Genomic DNA, 23,592 nt, shown 5'->3' on the forward strand with positions numbered 1-23,592 from the left:
CAGAAAGTCCATGCCACCGTCGGGATCCTCGATATAGCCGTCGTCCGAGGTGTTCATCCAGTAGATGACCTTGCCCATAAAACTCCTCCCAATGCCTCACCGACAGCGGCGAGGTATGGACGCTGTTGGACGCGATCGACGGTGTGGCGCGACGGGTCCATCACGGACTGCGCTTACTCAACGGCCTGCACGTCACCCCCGGCGGCGACGCGCTCCTCGTGGCCGAGACCGGCACCGGACACATCCACCACTTCGAGATCGTCGCCCCGGGCTCGCTCGGGCCGCCCACGACGTACGTGGACCTCGGCCCGGACAGCTTCCCCGATGGCATGTGCTTCGACCGCGACGGGCGGCTGATCGTCGCGGGTACCGGGTCCGGTGCCGCATTCGTCGTCGCGCCGGGCGGCGGAACTGTGGAGGATACGATCCACTTTGCCGACCAGGATGTCACCAACGTCTGCTTCGGCGGGCCTGACCAGCGCATCCTCTTCGTGACTCAGGCGTCGCTCGGGCGGGTCGTCATGATCGAATGGCCGGTGCCTGGGATGGGTCCTCTTTCCCGATCGAGGCCGCGGCGGCTGACGATGACGCCGCGTGCGGAATCCGAGTCGGGCTGAGGTTGCGGTCACTGGCTCTTCGGAGCCAGGGAGTGCTTGCGGGTTGCCTGTATGCCCTGGCTCGTTCGCTGACGGGTTACAGCCAGCTTTCGCGCTGTCGCTGCAGTCCGTCGAGGATCAGGTCGAGTCCGATGTCGAACTCCTCGGTGTACGCGTAACCAGATTTCAGGGCGCGGTCGGTGATCATCTCGGTGAGGTGCGGGAACTCATCGCGGGGCATCTGCTTCAAGATCGAGCCCGCCACGTCCTCGAGGTCGACGGATGATTTGAAGGGCAGGCTGAGCTCCTGGAGCGTGAACCCGTAGATGTAGCTGTCCAGCACCGAGACCGCGTGTGCCGCACCAGCGATCGAGAAGCCGCCCGACCGTAGACGGCCGATGACCGCGTTGTGGTGGCGCAGAGTCGCGTGGCCAGGGTTCATCCGTGAGTCCATCAGACGGATCGCCCACGGGTGGCGGACCAGTGCGCCGCGCATCGAGACTGCCCGCCGTCGCATCGCGGCCCGCCAGTCGACGTCGTCCGCCGGGAGCTCAATCTCCGCGAAGACGAGGTCGACCATGCCGTCGAGGATCATGTCCTTGTTGCGGAAGTGGTGGTAAAGCGACGCAGCCTCGACTCCAAGCCGCTCGGCGAGTCCGCGCATGCTCGGCACACCGGTGCCAGCCTCGTCCGCCAGCGCGACAGCCGTGCGAAGCGCCATCTCCCTGCTGAGCGAGTTGCGGCGGGGTGCAGGCGTGCCGGTTGACTCCATGGCCACGAGGTCCTCCCACTTAGGCTGCTGGACGGCTTGACAACCTTACATCGTTAGGTAGAACCTTACACCGTTAGGCTCCACCTAACGATGTATGGGTGGAGGTGATGGCGAGAGAGGAGAGGGTCGTGGAACCGATCGGTTCGGACGGAGCCAAGAAGCCGGGCACGGGGAAAAGGGTCTGCATTGTCGGCGCATCCGGGAAGCTCGGGCGCTACATGGTGCAGCACGCATTGGACCGGGGGTACGAGGTCGTGGGTGTCTGCCGAGAGCAGAGCGTGACCAAGCTCGCCGACTTCGAGGGACGGATCACGGTGATTCCCGGAGCGAGCGACGCCCGTACGGTCATCGCACGGGCGGTGAACGGGTGCGACGCCGTCCTCACGGTGCTGGTGCCGTGGGGGAGGAACCACTATGCCTCCGGTACGGCCCAGGCTGTGCTCGACCATGCACGTCCGGGCGCCCGTTTGGTGTTCTCCTGCGGCTGGCACGTCGCCCGCGATGGGAAGGACGTGTACACCCGGAAGTTCAAGCTGTACGCGGCCGTGTTCGGGCGGCTGGCGAGGCTTGCCCGTGTCGTGGACGTGGACGACCAGGTGGAGGCGTGCCGGAGGATCTTTGCCAGTGACACCAGCTGGACGGTCGTGCGTGGCAGCGACCTGGAGGAGGGCGACAGTCAGGGCCTGCCGGTGTGGAGCCGGCACGTGGGTGATCCTGTCCTCGCGAGCAACCTGACCCGTCGCGTGGACTACGCCCGCTTCATGGTCGAGGCTGTGGAGAACGACGCCCTCGTCCAAGAGGCCCCGGCCATCGTCGGCCGGCTGACCCCTTCGGCCCTTGCCCACGCCGCCGGTCCGGCGTGAGCGTCCGGCTCGCGTCCGCCCCGCGCGTCACGGAGAGGCCTCGCCGGGAAGCCAGGGCGAGGTACGTCCGCGAATCTTCGCCCCCAGGCTGGTTTGCGCAGGGCGTTGGACTCGCGGAACTGATGTTCACGACTTGGCTGCTCGTCAAGGCCGTGCGGGTTTCCGAATCCGACGCGCGTTCCCGCCACAGCCAGATTCGGCTGGCCGGGCCCGTACACCAAGGGAGGACCAAACCGTGACCGCACCGAAGACGCTTGCGAGGATCGCGGGGTCCCTGTATCTGATCGTCGCCGTGTTCACCATCTTCGCCGGGCTGGTGAACACGCGCATCGTCGAGTCAGGGGACGCAGCGGCCACGGCCGGCAACATCGACACCTCGGCCACCCTGTTTCGTATCGGCTTCGTCAGCGAGTTGGTGGGGGCCACGGTCTTTCTGTTGACGGGCATGGCCTTGTACCTGCTGCTCAAGCACGTCAACCAGATGGCTGCCGCCGCGATGGTCACCTTCGTCGCGGTCAGCGTCGCGATCCAAAGCCTGAACCTGCTCAACCAAAATGCGGCGCTGAAGATCGCCACCGGCCAGGACTACATCAGCGCCTTCGGCTCGACGGGTTCCGACCAGCTGACTATGCTGTTTGCCGACCTGCAACACGACGGGTACCTCATCGCCCAGACGTACTTCGGCCTGTGGCTGCTGCCGCTGGGTTACCTGGTCGTCAAGTCGGGCTACTTCCCCAAGGTGTTGGGCATCCTGCTGGTGATCGGATGCTTCGGCCACCTCGTGGACGTGTTCGCGCGCTTCCTTGCCCCCGACTTCGGCGCAAACATCTCACCGTTCGCCATGACCCCTGCGGCGGTCGCGGAACTTTCGTTCATTGCGTGGCTGCTGGTCAAGGCCGTGCGGGTTCCCGAACCCGACACGCGGGTTCCTGCCGCCGCCCACTCCGGCCCTAGTTGAGTGCGCGGATGATACGCGGGTGCTACACGAGAGGTCGCGTCACATTGACAGATCTCTGAGCTTTGTCCGGGATGTGACGCCCAGCTTGGGGAACGCTTTGTACAGGTGCTGGCCAACCGTGCGTGCGCTCAGGAACAGCCGGGCTGCGATGTCACGGTTGGACAGGCCCTGGGCCGCGAGTTGGGCGATCTGCCGCTCTTGTGGTGTGAGAACGGCGAGCGGGTCGAACTTCTCGGCTCGTGACGTCACCCACCTTGCCGCGTCGAGCTCGGCGCGCGAGAACATCCGGCAGTTCACCATGCTCACACGCACCGACGGGGGAGGGCTCAGCGCCCGTACCGGAGCGACCACTGCAGCCGGTGCCGGGTGGCGGCCCGTCGCGCCATCGCCGACGCCTCCGCCGGCACCCGGTCGGTACGCCAGGCCGCCAGCGTCTCCAGCATGCCCTCGACGAAGCGCCGGCCCAGCCCGGTGACGGTCCCGCTCTTGAGCAGCGTCAGGCACGCCTCGTGCGCCGCGTCCCGCCACCGTGCGAACTCGCTGTGCGCCACCTCAGGATCGGGCGCCAGGTGACGCTCCGCCCGCCAGAACCCGGCCACCCCCATATGCGCGTAGGCGCCCTGCAGCAGCGCCGCCGCCGGTCGCGGGTCGTCGCGCCACGGCGCGTAGAAGCGCCCCCGCGCCCCCGGCCGCACCAGGTCGAACAGGTCCATCAGCATGGCCAGTTTGGCGTGGTGCACCTCGTGGGCCAGCGCGAGCGCGGCGGACCTGGCGTCGTGCGGCCACGACATCGCGACGCTGCCGTACGCCGTCCTGGCCGTCGCGCTGCGTGTGCCCGCCTGCGGTGGTGAGATGGGCACCAGGACCTTGGTGATCGCGTCCAGTGCTCGCGCGACGGCGGGATGGTTGGCCTCCAGGATGCCCCTGGCCTGCCCGACCAGCCGTTCCCAGGCCGTCGCCTCCGTTCCGGTCAGCCGGCCCAGAGGCGGAATGGGGCCGGGGAACCGCCAGGGGTCCACGTCGTCGAGCAGCAACCCAATGTCGCGTACGCCCTCCCAGCGCCCGTCGTCCGAGCGCAGCTCGGCGGGCAGCCGGACGCGCTCCCCGCCCACGTCGAGGTAGGGAGGGGTCAGCGTGACGGGCTGACCCTCGGCCACGCCCGGCAGCACGAGCCGCCCCACGCCCGGCAGCGCGACCGCCCCCGCCTCGGCGGGGAACCGCGCCGTGATCGGCAGCCGCGCCAGCAGCACGACGCTGCCCGCGACGGCCGCCAGCCGCTGCGGGGCCGCGTCCTCCCGGCGGCCCAGGGCCGCCAGCGTGGCCGAGGCCCACGTGCCGAGCAGCGGATAACCCAGCACCTCGGCCGCCGCCGCGGGGCTGGCGCGCTGGACGCGGGAGAGCAGCCGGTACCCGTCCGCGGCGGCCCGCGCGCCGGGATGGCCGAGCGCGCGGCTGCGGGCCACGACCGCGCGCAGAAGGAGCACGTTCTTGCTGCGCTCCACGTCGGCCAGGCTGGCCGGCGCGGCGCCGCCGCGCGCGAGGTCGTCGAGGGCAGCGGGGGAGACCCCGAACCCGGAGATCATGCGCGGAGCCGTACGAGGTCGCTGGCCACCCTGCCGCCGATGTGCTCGATCAGGCGGTAGAGATCGGGGCAGTAGACGCTGGGGTGGTCGAAACCGGCCCCGGCGCGGTAGCGGTGCGCGACGTGCCCGCCACCGCACACCCGCAGATGCGGGCAGGGACGGCAGGCGGCCGGCGGTGGGCGCCGGACCGCCACGCCCGGCACGTCGAAGACGGCGCCGAAGGGGTCTGTGGTGACGTGCAGCCCGGTACGGGGCGCGCCGTGGTAGGCGGACTTCAGCGCGTCGCTCAGCTCGATCGAGCCGTCGCTCTCCACCACCACGACGGCTGCCGGCTCCGGCCCGATGCCCTCGGTTCCCGACCGGCCGCCCAGCACCAGCACGAGGATCCCCTCGAGGATCCGCACCGCCGTCTCCGCCGCGGCCGCGCCGTACCACCTGTCGAAGACGGCGATCAGCCAGTCCGCGTACGGCGTGCCGCCCCCGGGCACGCGTCCGGGCGGTGGCCGGGACCAGTTGCCGTGGGGGAGCAGGAAGTCGACGGCCGGCGGCCGGAGGCGGATCAGGTCCTCGTAGGCCTCGACCGGATCGTTGCGCAGGTCCACCGTGCACAGCAGACCGGCGAAGCGCCCCTCGCGGGCGGCCAGCGAGCAGGGCTTCGCCCATCAGACGATCCACCAGGTGGTCAGGATCAGCGCCGGCGGCGCGGCGGCCCGGATCCGCCTGTCCAACACCTACGGCGCCACCCCGCTGAAGGTCGCCGGGGCCACCATCGCCCGCACCGCCGCCGGCGCCGCCATCCGGCGCGGGTCGCTCCGGCATCTCACCGTCAACCGGGCGCGGACCTTCACCGTCCCGGCCGGCGCCGAAATCGCCAGCGATCCGGTGCCGCTGCCGCTGGACGCCCTGGACTCGGTCACGATCACGCTCTACCTCGCCACACCGACCGGCCCGGCGACCTACCATGCCCAGGCCATGGCGACCAGCTACCGGTCCACCGGCGACCACCGGGCCGACATCGGCGGCACGGCGTTCACCGAGACCTCCCAGTCGTGGTACTACCTGAGCGGAGTCGATGTCATCGGCGGCACGCGACGTGAGGGCGTGGTGGCCTTCGGAGATTCCCTCACAGACGGCTACGGGTCCAGCCCGGACACCGACAACCGCTACCCCGACGAGCTCGCCGAGCGCCTGGCCGCCGCCGGCCGGCCTCGCGCCGTACTGAACCAGGGCATCGGCGGAAACCGGGTGACGGTCGACTCCATGTGGCTCGGCGACAAGGGCACCTCCCGCTTCCGGCGCGACGTCCTCAGCCAGCCCGGCGTGGGCACGGTCATCATCCTGGAGGGCATCAACGACATCGGGATGAGCCAGGCCCCCTCCCCGATCGGCGCACCACCCACCGACGTCTCCGCCCAGCAGATCATCGCCGGGCACCGCGACCTGATCCGGCAGGCCCGCGCCAAGCGACTGCGGGTCATCGGCGCCACCCTGCCGCCGATGAAGGGCTCGCGGTATTACAGCGCGCACAGCGAGAGCAAGCGGGATGAGGTCAACACCTGGATCCGCACATCGGGCGAGTACGACGCGGTGGTCGACCTCGACCGCACCCTGGCCTCACCCTCCGACGAGGACCAGCTCGACCCCGCCTACGACTCAGGCGACCACCTGCACCTCAACGACGCCGGCTATCGCGCGACGGCTCACGCCGTCGACCCCGCCGACCTCCGCTGATGTGGCCGTTGCCGAATCCGTAGTCGGTCCCTGCCGTGCGGCTGGTTCGGGCGGTGCGGGTCTTGCGCTGGACTCCACGGGGCTTCGACACCGCGAGGGCCTCGGTCAGGTGCCGACGTAGGCCGCGAGGTGCTCGCCGGTGAGGGTGGAGCGGGCGGCGACGATGTCGGCGGGTGTGCCCTCGAAGACGATCCGGCCGCCGTCGTGGCCGGCGCCGGGGCCGAGGTCGATGATCCAGTCGGCGTGCGCCATGACCGCCTGGTGGTGCTCGATGACGATGACCGACTTGCCGGAGTCGACGAGCCGGTCGAGCAGGCCGAGCAGCTGCTCGACGTCGGCGAGGTGGAGGCCGGTGGTCGGCTCGTCGAGGACGTAGACGCCGCCCTTCTCGGTCATGTGGGTGGCCAGCTTGAGCCGCTGCCGCTCGCCGCCGGACAGCGTGGTGAGCGGCTGGCCGAGGCTGAGGTAGCCGAGCCCGACGTCGGCGAGCCGGTGGAGGATGGCGTGCGCGGCCGGCGTGCGCGCCTCGCCGGCGCCGAAGAACTCCTCGGCCTCGGTCACCGACATCGCGAGCACCTCGCTGATGTCGCGGCCGCCGAGGTGGTGGTCCAGCACCGATGCCTGGAACCGCTTCCCCTCGCACTCCTCGCAGGTGGTGGCGACGCCGGCCATCATCGCCAGGTCGGTGTAGATGACGCCCGCGCCGTTGCAGTTGGGGCAGGCACCCTCGGAGTTGGCGCTGAACAGCGCCGGCTTCACGCCGTTGGCCTTCGCGAACGCCTTGCGGATCGGGTCGAGCAGTCCGGTGTACGTCGCCGGATTGCTCCGTCGCGAGCCGCGGATCGCGCCCTGGTCGATCGAGACCACACCCGCGCCGGCGGGGATCGACCCGTGCACGAGCGAGCTCTTGCCGGAGCCGGCGACGCCGGTGATGACGACAAGCACCCCGAGCGGGATGTCGACGTCGACGTCCTGCAGGTTGTGTGAGGTGGCGCCGCGGATCTCCAGCGTGCCGGTGGGTGTGCGCACTGTGGGCTTGAGGGCGGCCCGGTCGTCGAGATGGCGGCCGGTGACGGTACCGCTGGCCCGCAGCCCCTCGACGGTGCCCTCGAAACAGATGGTGCCGCCCGTCGTACCGGCGCCGGGGCCGAGGTCGACGACGTGGTCGGCGATCGCGATCGTCTCCGGCTCGTGCTCCACGACGAGCACCGTGTTGCCCTTGTCCCGCAGCCGCAGCAGCAGGTCGTTCATCCGCTGGATGTCATGGGGGTGCAGGCCCGCGGTGGGCTCGTCGAAGACGTAGGTCGTGTCGGTGAGCGAGGAGCCGAGGTGGCGGATCATCTTGACGCGCTGCGCCTCGCCGCCCGACAGCGTGCCCGCCGGCCGGTCGAGCGAGAGGTAGCCCAGCCCGATCTCCACGAACGAGTCGAGGGTCTGCAACAGCGCGGCGAGCAACGGCGCGACCGACGGCTCGTCGAGGCCGCGGACCCATCCGGCGAGGTCGCTGATCTGCATCGCGCAGGCGTCGGCGATATTGATCCCGCCGATCCGCGAGGAACGGGCCGCCTCGCTGAGCCGGGTGCCACCGCACTCGGGACAGGCGGTGAAGGTGACCGCCCGGTCCACGAACGCCCGGATGTGCGGCTGCAGTGCTTCCTTGTCCTTGGAGAGGAACGACTTCTGGACCTTGGGGATCAGCCCCTCGTAGGTGAGGTTGACGCCGTCGACCTTCACCTTGACCGGCTCCTTGTAGAGGAAGTCGTGGAGCTCCTTCTTGGTGTACTTGCGGATCGGCTTGTTCGGGTCGACGAAGCCCGACTCGGCGTAGACCCGCACCGTCCAGAAGCTGTCCGACTTCCAGCCGGGGATGGTGAACGCGCCCTCGGCGAGCGACTTGGAGTCGTCGTAGAGCTGGGTGAGGTCGATGTCGGAGACCGTGCCCCGGCCTTCGCAGCGCGTACACATGCCGCCGGTGCGGGTGAAGGTCTGTTTCACGGCCTTGGTCTTGCCGTCACCGCGTTCGACCGTGATCGCACCGCTCGCTCGAACCGAGGGGACATTGAAGGCGAACGCGCTGGGCGAGCCGATGTGCGGTTGCCCGAGCCGGCTGAAGAGGATGCGCAGCATCGCGTTGGCGTCAGTGGCGGTGCCGACCGTGGAGCGGGGGTCGGCACCCATCCGCTGCTGGTCGACGATGATCGCGGTCGTCAGCCCTTCGAGTACGTCGACCTCGGGCCTCGCCAGCGTCGGCATGAAGCCCTGCACGAAGGCGCTGTAGGTCTCGTTGATCATCCGCTGCGACTCCGCGGCGATCGTGCCGAACACCAGCGAGCTCTTGCCCGAGCCAGAGATGCCGGTGAACACCGTCAGCCGGCGCTTCGGGATCTCGACGCTGACGTCTTTGAGGTTGTTCACGCGCGCGCCATGCACGCGGATCAAATCGTGGCTGTCGGCAACGTGCAGCGCAGGCGACTGCGTGTCCGTCCTCGCGGCCATGCTCATCGTGTCTCCATCTTTTACGCGGGACCGCCTTCGCGGTCTCCGTCGGCGTCGCCTGGCTCGATCTGACCACAGCAGCGCCTCGCGGGAGCGGGGGTCGGCACTCATCGGTCCTGAAGCAGCCCGAGGACGTTACCATCGGGGTCGATGACGGTGGCCACCAGGCGGCCGCCACCGACGTCGTGCGCGGGCTCATTCACGGTGGCACCCGCGGCGGTCACCTCGGCCAGCTTCGCCTCGATGTCCGGCACGTGCCAGTAGGCCACCGGAGAGGTCATGCCCTGCGATCCACCGCCCGGCACCAGCCCGATGTGCTGACCGGCGGCCTCGAAGCCGACGTAGTAGGAGCCGTCGGTCTGCGGCGGTACGCCGAGCAGGGCGGCGTACACCGCCTTGGCCGTCGCCAGGTCGGACACGGGATGCAGCACGGTCTTGATTCCCTGGGTGGAAGAGCCGGTCATGTTCACTCCCGAAGTCGTGGTGGTGATGTCCATGACGGTCAGGCTAGGTGCGGCTCGGGGGCCGGCGCTTCTCGATTCCTGATCGGTTCGGTCACCTGCTTCGCCAGGCACGACGGCATCCCCGCCGTCGCGCGCACAGCGTGGCGCCGGTAGGTGCGGGCATTTCAAGGAGTCCTCCCAGTCTGCCGGGCGGCGAGACAGGAGTCGTCCGGTCCAGCGTGCTGGGCGGCTGTTCCATCTCCGCCTGGCCCGCTGAATAGGCCGTTTGAGTACTTAACAGCACCGCTGACACCGAGATCGGAGAAAATGTCGATTTCTCATTGATCAATGTATCGTCGCCGTTTACGATCATGTCCCATGGACCTCGCCGATCTAGCGGGGGCGGGCTGTGGTCTTCTTGCCGCTCTCTTCATTGCCAGTGGCGTTCCCAAAATCAGACGGCCGTTCGGGCTCGCGCTCGCGCTGGTGCGCTTCGGCGTCGTCAGACGCGTACGGCCCGGCCTGGGCCGGCTCCTTGGAGCCTTGGAGGTCGCGGCCGGCATCGCCGTGGTGTTCAGCCCGGCCCTGCTCCCGGCCGCGGCCTGTGCCCTTGTGCTCCTGGTCGCCTTCACCGCGGTGGTCGTACGGTCGGTCCTGGCCGGGCAGAGCGTGGAGTGCGCCTGCTTCGGCACGGGCGAGACGACCTCGTGGGCGACCGTGGTGAGGAACCTCGTCCTGATCGGCGTCGCGGCGTTCGTCGCCGCGACGCCGGCGGTGCCCACCATGGACCAGCGCATTTCAGGACTGCTCATCGGCACGGTCATCGCCTGCGGATATCTGCTGATATCCACATTGGCCGTGGTCAAGCCTTTCAGCGTCCGGCTCGACGGGTGAATGAGGCATCATGAGCTACACCGCGTTATTGGTCGTGTCTTCCGTCTGGTTGCTTCTCCTCACCCTCGGGCTGCTGATCGTGCGCCGCGAACTGTCGATTCTTCAGGACCGGGTCGCGGTGAGCGGGGCCGCGCCCGCCGACGGGCTCGCCGTCGGCGCGCTCGCCCCGCCGTTCCCCGGCCTGCGGCCCGACGACGTGGTCCTGTTCTTCTTCGGGGACTGCGAGCCCTGCCACGAGGTGGCGACGCAGGTGGCGGGGTCCGCCGAACCGGGTGCGTTCGCCTGCGTGGTCAGCGACGGCACCATGGCCGGGTCTTCGGCCGGTTTTGCGCGCATTCTGCCCGACGACGCGCGCGTGCTCACGGGCGATGAGGCCGGCGCCGTGAGAGAGCGGTACAAGGTGCACTCCGGCCCCTTCGGCGTGGCGGTGTCCAACGGCCTGGTGGTGGCCAAGGGCGTCCTGCGGTCCGCCGACGACCTGGAGCATCTCCATCGTGCCGCCTACGGCGCGGCCTCGGTCGGCACGTGAGGGAGACGACGATGGGCAACGACCTCACCAGTTCCCGTATCAGGCCGGCGCTGGCGATACCGCCGGCCGCGGCCGGCGTGCTGGCCGGCTACCTCGCGGGTCTCCAGTCCTGGACGCTGCTCCTCATGGCTGCCCTGATCGTGGGGATCGCGCAGCAGACCCTCCCTTGAGGCCCCAACGTGATCATCATGATCACGCGCGCCCGCGTGTCCGGGTGCTTCGGTTCCTCGGTGGTGGCCGGTGCCGTCCTCATCCTGTCGGCAATGGCCGGAGCAGCGCTCACCGGGGCTTTCGCCGGGCTCCTCGGCGCGGCAGTGGAGCCCCCGACGCGGGCTCTGCTCGCCGTGACCGCTGTGTCGGCCGTCATCGTCGGAGCGGCGCTCAGGCCGGTTCCCTGGCAACTGGACCGGGAGACCGACACCCGCTGGCTCGGGTACAACGACTGGCGCACCGCCGCGTACAACGGCTTCGCGCTCGGCCTCGGCTTCACCACGCGCATCGGTTTCTGGCTCTGGTACGTGGTCCCGCTGGCCGCCTTCGTCGCCGCCGACCCGGTGCTCGGAGCGGCCGGCCACACGGTCTTCGCGTTGACGCGGGTGGGCCTGTCCGCGCTGCTCACCTCGGTGGACGTCTACGTCACCGGCGGGATCGCCCGAGCCCGCATGGTCACCGACCCGCTGGCCCTCGCCGCACTCGGCGCCCTGTATCCCATTCTGACGCCCTTGCTGTAACCAACAGAGAGAGGAAGTGGTGATGAAGGAGAAAAGGACCAGACGCGGGCTGTTCGCCGGAATCCTCAGAGATCCGGCCGGCGACTCGCCGCTGCCCCCGTCCGACGCCCCCATCGGCGTCCTGGCGAGCGGTTCGGGGCAGGACGTGACCGTGCGCTTCGGCGGCTCGGCCGGCCTCGCGACCGCCGCACCCGTCACGGCCAAGGCCGAGGAACTGCCCTACGGCTGGACGCTCAGGACCGGTGACCTCGTCGTGATCGACGAGGTCACCCCTGGGGAGCGCGTCGCGGTCACCCTGCACCGCAACGTCAACGGGACCGTGACGAAGGTCACCGCCGACCGCATCACGGTGAACGGTCAGGAGTGCCTGCTCGACCCGCGGACGGTGCACTACGAGGGCATGGCGGTCGAACCGTCCGCCAAGCCGCTGGCCAAGCCGCTGAAGGCCGGAGACACCGTCGTGCTGGAGTGCTTCGACAACCGCGTGGACGGCACCCTGACCGTCCACTTCATGCGGCGCCTGAAGCAGGCCGCCTGATGGAACGTGTTCTCGCCGTCGTGCTGGTGGTGGCGTGCGTCGTCCTCACGGTGGCCTTCCTGGCCTGTCTGCGGGGAATCGCGGAGCTTCGCCTGCGCCTCACCGGGCGCGGCGTGGATCCCAGCACCCAGCTGATCATCGGGAGGAAGCTTCCGGACAGCCTGGTCCGGCTGATCCCTGACACGACGCAGGACGCGTTGCTGCTCTTCATGTCCAGCACCTGCGGCACCTGTCACGGCCTCGCGGCCGATCTGGACAGGTTCGCGGGCCGTCAAACGGTGGCGATCATCGCCGGCGACTCCACCACGGAGCTGCTCGCGATGCTCCCGCCGCACGTCAAGGCCTTCGACAGCGAGCAGGCCAAGGCCGTCGACGCCGACCTGCCCATGGCGATGTGGCCCACTGTCGTCCTGCAGCGGGACGGGTTCCTGGTCGCCTTCGCGACGGGCAGCAACGCCGACAGCGCCGCGGACCTCGAAGTGCTGTGGGAACAGAGAGCGGACGTACCAGAGGGGACGAAAGCATGATCGTCGAGCACGTGAAGAAGACGCGGTTGACGAGGAACAGGTTCCTCGCCGCCGCCGGGGCGACACTCGTCGGTGTGGCCACCCACGCGTGGTTCCCCGGACGAGCCGAGGCGGCGCCGGCGGGCTGCTCGGGCTATCCGACCTGTACCTGCTGCTCAGCCACGTCCTGCTGCGTGGCAAACTGCACCAGGACCAACACGTGCAGCGGCAAGTACTGCTGGACGACGTGTGCCTACTTGGGCAGCACGCTGTACCGGTTCGACTGCTGTGACTACTACTCGCGCTCCGGCGGCACATGCATCTGCAGAGTGAATCACCGAGCCTGCACCTGAGTGAAGCCGCGTGGTGCGGTGGGCGCGGGGCCACCCGCGCCCACGTCGCCACCCTGATCCGCGGCCACTGGGAATTCCTGCAGATGCTCAGCTAGGCCCGAAGAACGCGACTGGTGACCGGCACATGTCTTGCGATACTGGCAGGTTCCGCATCGACGGCTCCGGCGAGCGTGTGTCCGGCAGGATGATCACATGACAGTGAAGAACGGCAGGCGATGGAACCACAACATTCATTACCACCCCCGCATCCTGCGCGCGGTCCCCGATGGTGCCCGGCGCGGCCTCGACGTCGGCTGCGGCGAGGGCATGCTCGCCCGTGAACTACGGCGGGCCGTGCCGCGCGTCACCGGTATCGATCTCGACGCGCCCAGCATCGACCAAGCCCGTGAGCACCCGGACGACGTCGACTACATCCTCGGCGATTTCCTCACCCACCCCTTCGAGCCCGCCTCGTTCGACGTCGTCGCGTCGGTGGCCACCCTGCACCACATGGACGCCGCCACCGGGCTGGCCCGTATGCGCGATCTGCTGCGCCCCGGTGGCGTCCTGGCCATCGTCGGCTTGGCCCGTAGCACCATGCCCAACGACCTGCCGCGCGACCTGGCCGGCGTCGCCGTCAGCACCATTCACCGCACCACGAAGGGCCACTGGGAGCATCCATCCCCCACGGTGTGGCCGCCGCCGGTGACGTACCCGCAGATGCGAGCCTTGGCCGCCGAGATCCTGCCCGGCTCCCAGTATCGCCGTCACCTCCTGTTGCGCTACAGCATCACGTGGCGCAAGCCGCAGGACTGAGCAGTTGTCTCGGAGCCCTCAAATCGTGGAGGGACAGCTTGGCATGAGCCGTCCCTCCGGTCATGCCGCCTGGGCTGCACCTATCTATGGCGCCCCACCTATAAAAAGTGCGGCCAGGGCGTGCACGCCCTGGCCGGACCGCGGGGGAGTCGTGGCCAAGCTGCCCGGCCACAAGAAGCCCACCGCGCCGCTGGACCGGTCCTGAGCCAACCGGCGAAAACTCGCCTAAGCGCAGCCTCTCCTGGTGCAGGTGACGGTGTCGGCTACGACGTAGCCGCCGCCGTCGGACGCCCAGTAGGTGATCAGTACGGATCCGGGTCCGCCCTCCACGTCGGCCACGAGGTCACCACTGAACGGCCGGGTGCCGTCGGGCTCCATGCCGGCGCAGAGCGGGCTGGAGGTCATCCGGTCCGGGGGAGCGCCCACCGCGAACGCGGCGACCTCGACGTAACGGCAGCCGCTCTCCACATGGTTGAGGCCGGTAACCTCGATGCTGCGGTTCTTCCAGATCAGTTTGCCCGAGGCCACGCTGGCTCCGTGGGTGGCGCGGAACTCGGTGAGATCGGTGTCCACGCAGATCATCTGCGTGCGCGTGCAGATGGCCACGTCCTTTATCGCGTAGTTCTGGCCCCCGTCGTCGGAGACCCAGTAGAAGACTCGTATGGTGCTGTCCGGGTTCACGCTGAGCACTCCCTCGAACGGCCGGGTGCCGTCGGGCTCCATGCCGGCACAGAGCGGGCTGGAGGTCATGCGGTCCGTCGCTGCCTTATCGGACAGCGCGACGGCCTCGACGTAACGGCAGCCGCTCTCCACATGGTTGATGCCGTTGACGAAGCCTCGCGGCGCCTCCTTGTCCCACTCGACCTTGCCTTGGGTGTAACTGTTGCCGTAGTCCCCCCGGAACTTGGAAACGGCGGAGCCCGCTGGGACGAGCGGATTCAGCGCAGGGACTGAGACCATGTCGAAGACGCCCCAGTAGTCGGAGGCGTATTGGTAGCTCGGCGTGGGCGGGTCGCTGGTTTCCACATGGGTGAACGCCTCCACGCCGACCCAGCCCTGAAACTCGCCGGCATCATCGATCACCTGGAGCATTGGGCGGGGGTGGGAGTTCCAGATGTAACAGGTGCTGCCCTCTCTCGCGAGCCCCTGGCACCAGTACTCCTCGGTGTCGCGCCGGTCCTGCTGCCCGATCTGCCCGATGTAGCGGACGCGGTGGGGGCTCGGGTTGGGGTTGGTGGGGGTCGTGAGGTTCTTCTTGCAGGTGTCGCTGTACTGGAGGTATCCGGCGCAGGGCGCCCCGTCACACCTGGACCAGTCGCCGTAGTGCCAGTCGCCGCCAGCGGCTTCTCGTCGCACCATGTCACTGGTGTAGCGTACGAATGCTCCCTTGTACGCTTCCGCGTTGTAGTGGCTGTCATCCAACAGCTGGTCCGTGCTGATCCGAGTGTTCAGCGAGGCGTTGCTGCCGTATCCGACGCCGAACGTCGCTCCGTAGTTGGAGAAGTCCTTCGGAATGGGCGCATTCTGGTCGTCACCGTAGTAGGTCGTGCTGAACATGCGGGCCACTTTGCCGCCGGCCAGCCCGTCCACCACGGTCCAGCGTTCTACCTTGCCGCCGTCCCAGGTGACGGTGGCATGGCCGGGCGTGTAGGTGAAAGTGCCGGTGAAGCTTCCCGTGGGTGCGCCGGTGAAGCCATCGACCGTCCTGATCGGGCAGTCGGGCACCGCCCCCGGGCAGTTGGCCCGCATGGCATTGACGCGCATCGGGCGATCCCTCTGGTTCCACGACCAGTAGGTGGTCTTCACCGTGCCGTTGATGGAGAACTCGTAGGTGCCGAGACGGACCCAGTTTCTGGCGTTGTTGAACTCCTCAAGCCCGCCGATGGCGACAACCCAGTTCGCCTTCCCGCCGGGCAGCACCGCAGCCTGGGCAGGGGCGGCGGACACCAGCAGGGAGGCGAGGAGGGCAAGCATGATCGCGCACGCTAAGTTGCGTATCTTCATGGTGAAGTTTTCGGCCCCATCCGTAATCGTCTGGATGTAAACGCTTGGCCACTCTAGCCCGAGAATCTCGATATGGAATGACTTTTGGTCTGAACCGGAACCAGTATCCGCCTTCACCGGCTGACCGGCGGCAACACGCAGTTCCCGATCATCCAGCTCCGTCCCGCTCAGGACCAGGGGTTCAAAACACCCTGAGACGGCTGGGCTGTCTCGTCTCGGGGATTGAGAGTCGATTGTCAGATGGAAGGCGATGACGACCTGCTGCCGCCCAGGAGCTGTCGGAGAAGTTACGCATGTCGGCGGAGGCGCTGCGCTATGTCGAGGACGTGGTCGTCAAGGCCGGCGGCGCGGCACTGCGCTACGGGCCGTTCTACGGGCCGGGCGCCACCGGTGATCAGGTCGAGCTCGTGCGCCAGCGGAAGTTCCCGCTTGTCGGGGGCGGCAGCGGCCACTTCTCGTGGGTTCATCTCGACGACGCGGCGAGTGCTACCGTCCTGGCCGTGGAGCAGAAGGCGACGGGCGTGTTCAACATCGTCGACGACGAGCCCGCCCCGGTCAGCGAGTGGCTGCCGTATCTGGCTGCGTACGCAGGGGCGAAGCGGCCGATACGCATCCCCGCGTGGCTGGCCCGGCTACTGGCCGGTGACATGGCGGTGACGATGATGACGGAGGGGCTCGGCTTCTCCAATGCCAAGGCCAAGCGGGAACTCGGCTGGCAGCTGCGCTACCCCTCGTGGCGCCAGGGCTTCAAGGAGGAGCTGGCATGAGCAGGACCGAGGAGTTCCAGGAGCTGCGGCCACTGCTGTTCTCGATCGCCTACCGGATCCTGGGCAGCGTGAGCGAGGCCGAGGACGCGGTCCAGGAGACCTGGCTGCGCTACGAGGCCTCTCCGACCGAGCCCAGGTCGGTCAAGGCGTTCCTGTCGGCCACGGTCACCCGGATCTCGATCGACGTGCTGCGCTCGGCCCGCGTCCGGCGCGAGGAGTACGTCGGGCCGTGGTTCCCCGAGCCGCTGCTCGCCGACCCCTACCAGGACCCCGAGCGGTCGGCAGAACTGGCCGACTCGGTCTCGATGGCGGCCCTGCTCCTGCTCGAGCGGCTCAGCCCGCTCGAACGGGCGGTCTTCGTACTGCGGGAGGTGTTCGACTTCGGCTTTCCCGAGGTCGCGTCGGCGGTGGGGCGCTCGGAGGCGGCGTGCCGCCAGCTGGCGGTGCGGGCGCGGCGCCATATGGCCGCGGGCCGGCCCCGCTTCGAAGCGGACCGCAAAGAGCGGGAGGAACTGGCGTCGCGGTTCTTCGACGCTCTCCGCGAAGGCGACGTCGCCGGCCTGCAGGATCTGCTCGCCGCCGACGTATCGATGGTCGGCGACGGCGGCGGCAAGGCCCCGCAGCTGGCCAGGGCCGTCATCGGCGCCGAGAAAGTGGCCCGGCTGCTTGCCTCCGTCTTCCCCTGGATGGCCCGGATCGACGTGACGTTCGAGCCGCACGAGGTCAACGGCCAGCCGGGCGCGATCTTCCGCGACCGGGACGGCAAGGTGCTCCACACCCTGGCGCTCGATGTGCTCGACGGGCAGATCCAGACGATCCGCTTGATGATCAACCCCGACAAGCTCGGGCACGTGGGCCCGGTAGCGGACGCCTGGGCAATCGACCGCGAAGTAAGACAGGCACGCCGGCCCACGGAATAACTGCAACGGTCGACCGCACCTCGAACCTCTACGAGCAGCTCAGCATCTTCACCGGCAGGAGCAGGGGGCTGAGGAGCATCCGAACGAACGGGCGCCTTTTCAGCCGGCGACCGGAGAGGCGATGACGACGGTGACGTCGGCGGGTGTGCCGTCGGTGCGATAGCGGTGCGGGGCGTCGCCGGCGAAGGCCAGCATGTCGCCGGCCTCCAGGCGGCGGAGATCGTCGGCCGGACCCGCGAGGAGGCTACCCGAGGCGAGCAGAAGGTGCTCGGTCGTGCCGGGGGCGTGGGGAATGCCGTCGACGGCGGTGTTCGGCGGGAGGCGCAGTCGCCAGATCTCCAGGCTGTGGCCGCCGCTGATGCGGCGCAGCAGTTCGCGGGTGGGTTCGTCCGGGCTGGCGATTGTCGAGGCGAGGTGCATGGTGCCGGGGTCGCCGTGGCGGATGAGCAGGTCAGTGAGGGGGACGGCCAGGGCGACGGCGATGGCGTCCAGGGTGTCGATGGTGGGATTGCCCAGGCCCGCCTCCAGTTGCGACAGCGTCGCCTTGCTCAGCCCGGTCCGGCGGGCCAGCTCGGCCTGGCTCATCCCGCGCTGCTGTCGGCGGCGCTGGATTTGGGCGCCGGCCGCGGCGGCGGCGCTGCTGGCGGGACGGCGGTCCCGGCCGGGGGCGCTCATTGCAACGGCTCGTGGGCGGCGGTGTAGGAGACGCGGACGCGGCCCTTCTTCAACTTCACGGCGGAGATCGTCACCTGTTGCAGGTCGGCGAGGCTGCGCACGTGAGTGCCGCCGCACGGGGCGGCGTGCACGTCGCCGAGCCGTACGACGCGGCGGCGTCCCTCGTCGTCATGTTCGGCAGCGACCGGCAGGTCGTCGGCGATGGCCGCGGCTATGAACGCGCGCATCCGGACGGCGGCCTTCTCCCTCTCCTCGGCCTCGGCGAGGTGCGCGCCGGTCTCGGGTGGGGTGAGCTCGATGCGGGCCTGGCCGGGGAAGTGGTTGTTGCCAGCCAGCGTCCAGCCTTCGGCCCGGCCCGCCGCTTCGACGAGGTGGCCGGCGGTGTGCAGCGCGGCATGCAGCAGGCGCAGGCCGGCGTCACGAACGCGCCGGTAGCATCAGCACATGGAATGACCTGGAACGGTGTGGCCGTCGCCTTGCACCGCGCATCCACAGCCCATACCGCCGAGGTGCTGGACGCGCACGGCCAACACCAACACCCACCGCGCCTACGCCTCGGCCATCGACCGCGCCGTCGCCCGGCTGGGCCGCGACCGGCCGCTGGCCGAGGTTATCGACACCGAGATCGGCCAGGCGCTGGGCGAGCTGTGGGGGGCGAGCTCACCGGCGACGTGGAACCGCAACCGCGCCGCCGTCGCCTCCTGGCTCGCCTGGTGCCGCACCAAGATGCACTGGGCCGGCGCCGTCGGTCCCGGCCTACGCCGAACGTCGCAAGGAAACCGCGGACGAGACCCGCGCGGTCGCCAAGGCGACCCTGCACCGGCTGCTGTCGCGCCGCGACATCCCGCTCTGGGCTGCCTCAAGAAAGGTAAAATCATCCCGGTTTGGGACCTGTGACGGCGTCCTGACAACACCCCCTGTTACGGCGACCCCGCAGAGCGCCGATGATGAGGCGGGGGCAAGGGATGACCGGCGCGTTGTCCGAGTCCGGCACATGGGCATGGGACATCCATCATGATCGTTGGCATCGTCAGCGGCTGTCTGTTCGCTCGGTGTCCCCTCCGGTGGCGGGGCGGGTGAGGCGGACCATCGCCCGATACAGCGCGGTGGGTGCAGGAGCCTGCTCCAGAGGCGGGAGGTCGGCGCCGGGGGCCGCGTAGGCGCGCAGCATCTGGCCGACCAGGCGGCGCCAGGTGCCGGGGGCGGCGTCGCCGGTGGCGGCGACGACGCCGGCGTTGGCCATCAGCAAGATGACCATGTCCTGGTCGGTGAAGTCCTCGCGCAGGCGGCCGGTGGCCTTGGCGCGGGCGATGAGTTCGAGGAAGCCCTGGTAGGCCTCGGCGCGGCGCTCTTCCAGCGCCTTGGCGGCGGGAAAGGTCATGGCCAGCACGTCGGCGAAGCCGCGGTCGGCGGCCTGCATGGCGCACACGGCCTGGATGAAGCCGATGAAGCCGTGCCAGGGGTCGGGATCGGCGAGGGCGGTGGCGGTGGCGGCGGCGTAGGCGTCCATGCGGTCGGCGAAGACGGCGTTGATGAGGTCTTCGCGGGTGGCGAAGCGGCGCGACAGAGTAGCTTTGCCGACGCCTGCCTCGCGGGCGATGCAGGCCATGGAGACCTCGAGCCCGTGGCTGGCGTATAGGCGGCGGGCGGCGGCCAGGATGCGTTCGCGGTTGCGTTCGGCGTCGGCGCGCAGTCCCGGTTCGGGTTGGCGGTCGGCGGGGGAGTCGGGCTCTGCGGTGGGTGTCACGATCTCACTCTATCCAACTGGAACAGGCTGCCCACTTTCGCTGTAGGCTGTCACCATGGAACCGGGTAGGCCGTTCCATTTTATGAAAGGTGCAGCTCATGCGTGCTGTAACGCTGAACTCCGTCCCCGAGGCCCCGGCCGTGGCCGAGGTGGACACTCCCCGCCCGGAGGCGGGGGAACTGTTGGTGAAGGTGGCCGCCGCCTCGTTGAACGGGATCGACGTCTCCACCGCCGCCGGCTATCTGCAGGGGTTGATGGAGCATCGGTTCCCGCTGGTGCTCGGCAAGGACTTCGCGGGCACCGTCGAGGGGCTCGGTGAGGGCGTGGAGGGCTTCGCGGTCGGCGACGCGGTGTTCGGTGTGGTGATGAGGTCGTACCTGGGCGCCGGGTCGCTGGCCGAGTACGTCACGGTGCCCGCCGGACACGGTGTCGCCCCGATCCCCGCAGGCCTTGAGGTGGAGGATGCGGCCGCGCTGGGCGTGGCCGGGGCGACCGCCGTGGACAGCCTGAACGCGGTGGCCCTGGCCGAGGGCGAGACGGTGCTGATCTCGGGGGCCGCCGGTGGGGTGGGTTCGCTGGCCGTGCAGCTCGCCGCCGCCCGCGGCGCGAAGGTGATCGCGACCGCCCGCCCCGGTACGCAGACCGACTTCGTCACCGGCCTGACCGGCGCCGAGGTCCACGTGGTCGACTTCACCGGTGACCTTCAGGCCCAGGTCCGCCGAATCGCCCCGGACGGCGTGGACGCGGTGCTGCACCTGGCGGGCGACGGCGTCCAGCTCGCCGAACTGGTGCGGCCCGGCGGCCGGATCGCTTCCGCCACCGGCCTGACCCAGGATGCCGTCAAGGGCCAGGACGTCACCGTCCACACGATCATGGCCGACCCGACCGCTCCGGCTCTGACCGCCCTGGCTGGGCAGGTCGTCTCCGGTGCGCTGCGGGTGCCGGTCACCGCCAGCTACCCGCTGGAGAAGGTCACGGACGCGTTCGCCGCCTTCGGCGCGAGCACGCCGGGCAAGATCGCCATCGCCTGCTCCTGACATCCATCGCTTCACGGAAAGAGATTTGATCGTGCCCACCATCGCCATCGTCGGCGCCGGCCCCGGCATGGGCCTGGCCATCGCCCGCACCTTCGGCAGCCGCGGCTTCGACGTCGCCCTGATCGCCCGCACCAAGGAGAAGCTGGAAACGCTGGTCGCCCAGCTCGGCCAGGAAGGCATCACGGCCGCCGCGTTCCCCGCCGACATCCTCGACCGCGCCTCACTGACCGATGCCCTGGATGCGGCCAAGGCCCGCTTCGGCGGCATCGACGTACTGGAGTACTCCCCGGCCCCGCACTTCCCGGTGCCCGGCTTCACTCTGGCCGCTCCCTCGGAGGTCACGGTGGACAATCTGCAGCCGCAGATCGAGTACAACTTCTACGGCGCCGTCACGGCGGCCCAGGCGGTACTGCCCGCCATGCGGGAGGCCGGCGCCGGGACCCTGCTGTTCACCACCGGCGGCGGTTCCGTGGACCCGGTGCCGATGCTCGGCAACGTCAACGCGGCCGCAGCAGCTCTGCGCAACTGGGCGATCAACCTGAACAAGGAACTGGGCGGCAGCGGCGTGTACGCCGCCCACGTGGCGATCAACGTCTGGATCGGCGGGGGCGGCCCGGCGGGATTTCCGGCGGCCATGCCCGAGCAGATCGCCCCCCTGTACTGGGACCTGCACGAAAACCGCGGCCGATCCGAGGCCATCTTCAACGCCTGACCGGCCGGCCCACCCCGGTCCCGGGAGGGGGCATCCGCTCCCTCCCTACCCCGTCCCCCTCTGCCAAGGAATCCGTACGTGAACGTCTTCTTGTGGATCCTGCAGGCCGTGCTGGCCGCCATGTTCGCCATGGCCGGCGTCATGAAGTCCACCCAGCCCAAGGAGAAGCTGGTCGGCCAGCTGCCCTGGACGGCCGACTTCTCGCAGGCCACCGTCCGCCTCATCGGCATCGTGGAGTTCGCCGCCGCGCTCGGGCTGATCCTGCCCGCGGCCACCGGCATCGCCCCCGTGCTGACCCCGCTGGCCGCGACCGGCCTGGTCGTGGTGATGGTGCTGGCCGCGATCACCCATGCCCGCCGCAAGGAACCCGGCGCGATCGCCTTCAACGCCGTCCTGCTGATCCTGGCTGCCTTGGTGGCCTGGGGACGCTTCGGCCCCTACAGCTTCTGACCCTCACCGCAAGGAACCCCCTGATGCGTGTCACCGTCTTCGGCGCGACCGGCGGCATCGGCCGCCTTGTCATCCAAGCGCGCTGGATCACCGGGACGTGGGGTGTCGGTAACGAAGCTGTCATGAAGTACACGCGTTGACGATCGCCCGGGTCGGCGCTTGTCGAGCGGGCAGCGTGAACGCCTGCGGATGCGGGCCTAGTTCTGGGCCGTGACGAGGTCGGCGATCTGGATCAGCCGGGTGACGTACGGCGCGTCGCTTTCGGGCAACGAGGGCAGAACCGCGGCGAGTTCTGCCGCGCAGTCGCAGAGGATCTGCCGACGTTGGGGATCCAGTGGTCCCTGGCCGGACAGGTACGTGGTGACGCAGCCGGCGATGTAGGAGTCCAGCGCGGGGACCGACTCGCCGCTGGGCGCATCAATCCAGCGCAGCCCGTCAGGGAAGGGCTCGCTCATGTGATCCGCCCACCGGGCCTTCACGGTGTCGAGGTTCATCGGGTGGTGCTTTGGGTGAGGGCTGCTGCTTCGGCTCCGGCGGCGCGTAGTTCCTGGAGGTCGGGGATGTGGTTGTAGAGGGTGCCGACGCAGATGCCGAGGAGGCGGGCGATGGAGGTGACGGAGCGTTCTGGGTCGGGGAGCAGGTCGCGGGCTGCTTTGAGGAGTTCGGTGTCGACGACGGTGGGGCGTCCGCCGGTGCGGCCGCGTGCGCGGGCGGCGGCGAGTCCTTCGTGGGTGCCGATGACGATGAGTTCGCGGATGAACTCGGCGAGGGCGGCGAAGACGTGGACGATGAGCCGTCCGCCGGGGGTGGTGGTGTCGAGCTTCTCGTGCAGAGAAGTGAAGCCGATCTCGCGGCGTTGGAGCTCGGAGACCATGGCGATGAGGTCTTTCATGGTGCGCCCGTACCGGTCAAGGCTGGGGACGACGAGAGTGTCGCCCTCGGCGAGGAAGGTGTGGCAGGCCTGGAGTTCGGGGCCTGCTCGCTTGTCGTGCCCTGCCAAGGCCCGGTAGATGCCGGCCAGGCTGGGGTTGTGGCCCCTTGCGTCGGCCTGTGGGGATGATCACGTCGGGCCGGGTCTGCTCAACGGACTCGCCGGCGGCGCGGCGGCGCAGTGAACCGTCCTCGCCGGGACAGGTCCACCGGCCCGCCCATTACCTCTGCCTTTTCCTCCATCCCTCAGTTGATGGCGGGCCAGGCCAGGAGATCGCCAGATGTAGCGTTTTGACATCTCCCACGGGTAACCGCTACCTATTGGCTAACCGTTAGGGGGGTGGAGTGCAGGACGCAGTGCTGGCGATGCTCGCCAAGGAGCCGTCGCACGGGTACCACTTGCATGCTCGGCTGCGGCGTAGTCTCGGTCCGCTGGGCGAGTCGATGAACCGTGGTCAGATCTATGTGACGTTGGCCCGGTTGGAGCGAGCGGGGCTCGTTGTCTGTGAGCGGGCGGACGGCCTGCCCGAGCGGCCGGAGCGCAAGGTCTATGCGCTGACGC

Annotated in this window: 31 protein-coding genes; 19 read left to right on the plus strand and 12 right to left on the minus strand. The window is 69.2% G+C overall.

The annotated features are described in order from the left end of the window. Positions 1-125: 125 nt before the first annotated feature. On the plus strand, positions 126-617 hold the full coding sequence (locus EJK15_RS40785) for an SMP-30/gluconolactonase/LRE family protein (RefSeq protein ID WP_171074820.1): 492 nt from the start codon (positions 126-128) through the stop codon (positions 615-617). A gap of 76 nt (positions 618-693) precedes the next feature. Here EJK15_RS40785 and EJK15_RS40790 read toward each other — a convergent pair whose 3' ends face one another. Next, positions 694-1,368, minus strand: coding sequence for a TetR/AcrR family transcriptional regulator (locus EJK15_RS40790; RefSeq protein WP_138715860.1), 675 nt, complete (start codon positions 1,366-1,368; stop codon positions 694-696). 128 nt (positions 1,369-1,496) lie between these two features. Between EJK15_RS40790 and EJK15_RS40795 the strand changes: the two genes are divergently transcribed. Then, entirely contained in the window at positions 1,497-2,231 is a 735-nt protein-coding gene (locus EJK15_RS40795; RefSeq protein ID WP_240777535.1) for an NAD(P)-dependent oxidoreductase, read from the plus strand. A 235-nt stretch (positions 2,232-2,466) separates the two neighbouring features. Further along, on the plus strand, positions 2,467-3,189 hold the full coding sequence (locus tag EJK15_RS40800; RefSeq protein ID WP_138715834.1) for a DUF4386 domain-containing protein: 723 nt from the start codon (positions 2,467-2,469) through the stop codon (positions 3,187-3,189). Between the two features lie 39 nt (positions 3,190-3,228). Here the strand turns inward: EJK15_RS40800 and EJK15_RS40805 are convergent, their stop codons facing one another. From EJK15_RS40805 to EJK15_RS40815, 3 genes are read right to left on the minus strand one after another with little or no spacing between them, the layout of a single operon-like run. Then, positions 3,229-3,489 (minus strand): helix-turn-helix domain-containing protein, encoded by a 261-nt coding sequence (locus EJK15_RS40805; RefSeq protein WP_138715861.1) that lies wholly within the window; start codon positions 3,487-3,489, stop codon positions 3,229-3,231. A gap of 26 nt (positions 3,490-3,515) precedes the next feature. Then, positions 3,516-4,772 (minus strand): aKG-HExxH-type peptide beta-hydroxylase, encoded by a 1,257-nt coding sequence (locus EJK15_RS40810; RefSeq protein WP_138715835.1) that lies wholly within the window; start codon positions 4,770-4,772, stop codon positions 3,516-3,518. After that, positions 4,769-5,374, minus strand: coding sequence for a hypothetical protein (locus tag EJK15_RS40815; protein WP_138715836.1), 606 nt, complete (start codon positions 5,372-5,374; stop codon positions 4,769-4,771). Before EJK15_RS40815 ends, EJK15_RS40810 begins: the two co-directional genes overlap by 4 nt. Before the next feature lies 1 nt (position 5,375). On the opposite strand from EJK15_RS40815, the gene EJK15_RS40820 reads away from it, so the two are divergent. Continuing rightward, positions 5,376-6,503 carry an SGNH/GDSL hydrolase family protein gene (locus EJK15_RS40820; protein WP_240777536.1) on the plus strand — a complete coding sequence of 376 codons (1,128 nt, stop codon included), beginning with the start codon at positions 5,376-5,378 and terminating at the stop codon, positions 6,501-6,503. Positions 6,504-6,608: 105 nt separating this feature from the next. Here EJK15_RS40820 and EJK15_RS40825 read toward each other — a convergent pair whose 3' ends face one another. Next, positions 6,609-9,005: an ATP-binding cassette domain-containing protein gene (locus tag EJK15_RS40825; protein WP_138715838.1), complete on the minus strand. Its 2,397-nt coding sequence runs from the start codon at positions 9,003-9,005 to the stop codon at positions 6,609-6,611. A 101-nt stretch (positions 9,006-9,106) separates the two neighbouring features. Then, entirely contained in the window at positions 9,107-9,496 is a 390-nt protein-coding gene (locus EJK15_RS40830; protein WP_240777537.1) for a VOC family protein, read from the minus strand. A gap of 324 nt (positions 9,497-9,820) precedes the next feature. Between EJK15_RS40830 and EJK15_RS40840 the strand changes: the two genes are divergently transcribed. The 8 genes from EJK15_RS40840 to EJK15_RS40870 all read left to right on the plus strand — a co-directional run bounded on the left by EJK15_RS40840 (position 9,821) and on the right by EJK15_RS40870 (position 13,788). Then, positions 9,821-10,336 carry a MauE/DoxX family redox-associated membrane protein gene (locus EJK15_RS40840; RefSeq protein ID WP_171074821.1) on the plus strand — a complete coding sequence of 172 codons (516 nt, stop codon included), beginning with the start codon at positions 9,821-9,823 and terminating at the stop codon, positions 10,334-10,336. Between the two features lie 10 nt (positions 10,337-10,346). After that, entirely contained in the window at positions 10,347-10,865 is a 519-nt protein-coding gene (locus EJK15_RS40845) for a hypothetical protein (RefSeq protein ID WP_138715840.1), read from the plus strand. An 11-nt stretch (positions 10,866-10,876) separates the two neighbouring features. After that, entirely contained in the window at positions 10,877-11,035 is a 159-nt protein-coding gene (locus EJK15_RS71275) for a hypothetical protein (protein WP_171074822.1), read from the plus strand. 18 nt (positions 11,036-11,053) lie between these two features. Further along, positions 11,054-11,596, plus strand: coding sequence for a hypothetical protein (locus EJK15_RS40850; RefSeq protein WP_138715841.1), 543 nt, complete (start codon positions 11,054-11,056; stop codon positions 11,594-11,596). Positions 11,597-11,618: 22 nt separating this feature from the next. Continuing rightward, a complete protein-coding gene (locus EJK15_RS40855) occupies positions 11,619-12,134 on the plus strand; it encodes a DUF5666 domain-containing protein (protein ID WP_138715842.1) in 516 nt (171 codons plus the stop codon). Beyond that, positions 12,134-12,661, plus strand: coding sequence for a hypothetical protein (locus EJK15_RS40860; protein ID WP_138715843.1), 528 nt, complete (start codon positions 12,134-12,136; stop codon positions 12,659-12,661). Before EJK15_RS40855 ends, EJK15_RS40860 begins: the two co-directional genes overlap by 1 nt. Positions 12,662-12,749: 88 nt before the next feature. After that, the gene (locus EJK15_RS40865; protein ID WP_138715844.1) at positions 12,750-12,932 is read left to right on the plus strand and encodes a hypothetical protein; all 183 of its coding nucleotides are present in this window, start codon (positions 12,750-12,752) and stop codon (positions 12,930-12,932) included. Between the two features lie 253 nt (positions 12,933-13,185). After that, positions 13,186-13,788 carry a class I SAM-dependent methyltransferase gene (locus tag EJK15_RS40870; RefSeq protein WP_138715845.1) on the plus strand — a complete coding sequence of 201 codons (603 nt, stop codon included), beginning with the start codon at positions 13,186-13,188 and terminating at the stop codon, positions 13,786-13,788. A 225-nt stretch (positions 13,789-14,013) separates the two neighbouring features. On the opposite strand, the gene EJK15_RS40875 is transcribed toward EJK15_RS40870, so the two are convergent. Then, the gene (locus EJK15_RS40875; RefSeq protein WP_138715846.1) at positions 14,014-15,762 is read right to left on the minus strand and encodes a hypothetical protein; all 1,749 of its coding nucleotides are present in this window, start codon (positions 15,760-15,762) and stop codon (positions 14,014-14,016) included. Positions 15,763-16,085: 323 nt separating this feature from the next. Between EJK15_RS40875 and EJK15_RS40880 the strand changes: the two genes are divergently transcribed. After that, the gene (locus tag EJK15_RS40880; RefSeq protein WP_206061401.1) at positions 16,086-16,559 is read left to right on the plus strand and encodes an NAD-dependent epimerase/dehydratase family protein; all 474 of its coding nucleotides are present in this window, start codon (positions 16,086-16,088) and stop codon (positions 16,557-16,559) included. Continuing rightward, entirely contained in the window at positions 16,556-17,479 is a 924-nt protein-coding gene (locus EJK15_RS40885; protein ID WP_138715847.1) for an RNA polymerase sigma-70 factor, read from the plus strand. Before EJK15_RS40880 ends, EJK15_RS40885 begins: the two co-directional genes overlap by 4 nt. A 99-nt stretch (positions 17,480-17,578) precedes the next feature. Here the strand turns inward: EJK15_RS40885 and EJK15_RS40890 are convergent, their stop codons facing one another. Together EJK15_RS40890 and EJK15_RS73220 are read right to left on the minus strand one after the other, a co-directional pair. Next, a complete protein-coding gene (locus EJK15_RS40890) occupies positions 17,579-18,154 on the minus strand; it encodes a helix-turn-helix domain-containing protein (protein ID WP_138715848.1) in 576 nt (191 codons plus the stop codon). Next, on the minus strand, positions 18,151-18,381 hold the full coding sequence (locus EJK15_RS73220; protein WP_206061402.1) for a hypothetical protein: 231 nt from the start codon (positions 18,379-18,381) through the stop codon (positions 18,151-18,153). Before EJK15_RS73220 ends, EJK15_RS40890 begins: the two co-directional genes overlap by 4 nt. A gap of 235 nt (positions 18,382-18,616) precedes the next feature. On the opposite strand from EJK15_RS73220, the gene EJK15_RS40900 reads away from it, so the two are divergent. After that, complete coding sequence (locus tag EJK15_RS40900) at positions 18,617-19,051, plus strand: hypothetical protein (RefSeq protein WP_240777538.1); 435 nt, start codon at positions 18,617-18,619, stop codon at positions 19,049-19,051. Positions 19,052-19,184: 133 nt separating this feature from the next. Here EJK15_RS40900 and EJK15_RS40905 read toward each other — a convergent pair whose 3' ends face one another. After that, positions 19,185-19,901 (minus strand): TetR/AcrR family transcriptional regulator, encoded by a 717-nt coding sequence (locus EJK15_RS40905; protein WP_138715850.1) that lies wholly within the window; start codon positions 19,899-19,901, stop codon positions 19,185-19,187. 98 nt (positions 19,902-19,999) lie between these two features. Here EJK15_RS40905 and EJK15_RS40910 point away from each other — a divergent pair, with 98 nt between their 5' ends. From EJK15_RS40910 to EJK15_RS40920, 3 genes are all read left to right on the plus strand, one after another. Beyond that, positions 20,000-20,938: an NADP-dependent oxidoreductase gene (locus EJK15_RS40910; protein ID WP_138715851.1), complete on the plus strand. Its 939-nt coding sequence runs from the start codon at positions 20,000-20,002 to the stop codon at positions 20,936-20,938. A gap of 31 nt (positions 20,939-20,969) precedes the next feature. Next, positions 20,970-21,650 carry an SDR family NAD(P)-dependent oxidoreductase gene (locus EJK15_RS40915; RefSeq protein WP_138715852.1) on the plus strand — a complete coding sequence of 227 codons (681 nt, stop codon included), beginning with the start codon at positions 20,970-20,972 and terminating at the stop codon, positions 21,648-21,650. 78 nt (positions 21,651-21,728) lie between these two features. After that, positions 21,729-22,100: a DoxX family protein gene (locus tag EJK15_RS40920; RefSeq protein WP_138715853.1), complete on the plus strand. Its 372-nt coding sequence runs from the start codon at positions 21,729-21,731 to the stop codon at positions 22,098-22,100. Positions 22,101-22,297: 197 nt separating this feature from the next. Here EJK15_RS40920 and EJK15_RS40925 read toward each other — a convergent pair whose 3' ends face one another. Together EJK15_RS40925 and EJK15_RS40930 are read right to left on the minus strand one after the other, a co-directional pair. Beyond that, positions 22,298-22,594: a hypothetical protein gene (locus EJK15_RS40925; protein WP_138715854.1), complete on the minus strand. Its 297-nt coding sequence runs from the start codon at positions 22,592-22,594 to the stop codon at positions 22,298-22,300. Then, entirely contained in the window at positions 22,591-23,100 is a 510-nt protein-coding gene (locus tag EJK15_RS40930) for a recombinase family protein (protein WP_240777539.1), read from the minus strand. The genes EJK15_RS40925 and EJK15_RS40930 overlap by 4 nt, the downstream gene beginning before the upstream one ends. A gap of 275 nt (positions 23,101-23,375) precedes the next feature. On the opposite strand from EJK15_RS40930, the gene EJK15_RS40935 reads away from it, so the two are divergent. Further along, the coding region (locus EJK15_RS40935; RefSeq protein ID WP_138715856.1) for a PadR family transcriptional regulator at positions 23,376-23,592 on the plus strand (217 nt) is incomplete at its 3' end.

This window comes from Nonomuraea basaltis (assembly GCF_005893125.1).
Classification (GTDB): Bacteria; Actinomycetota; Actinomycetes; order Streptosporangiales; family Streptosporangiaceae; genus Nonomuraea; species Nonomuraea basaltis.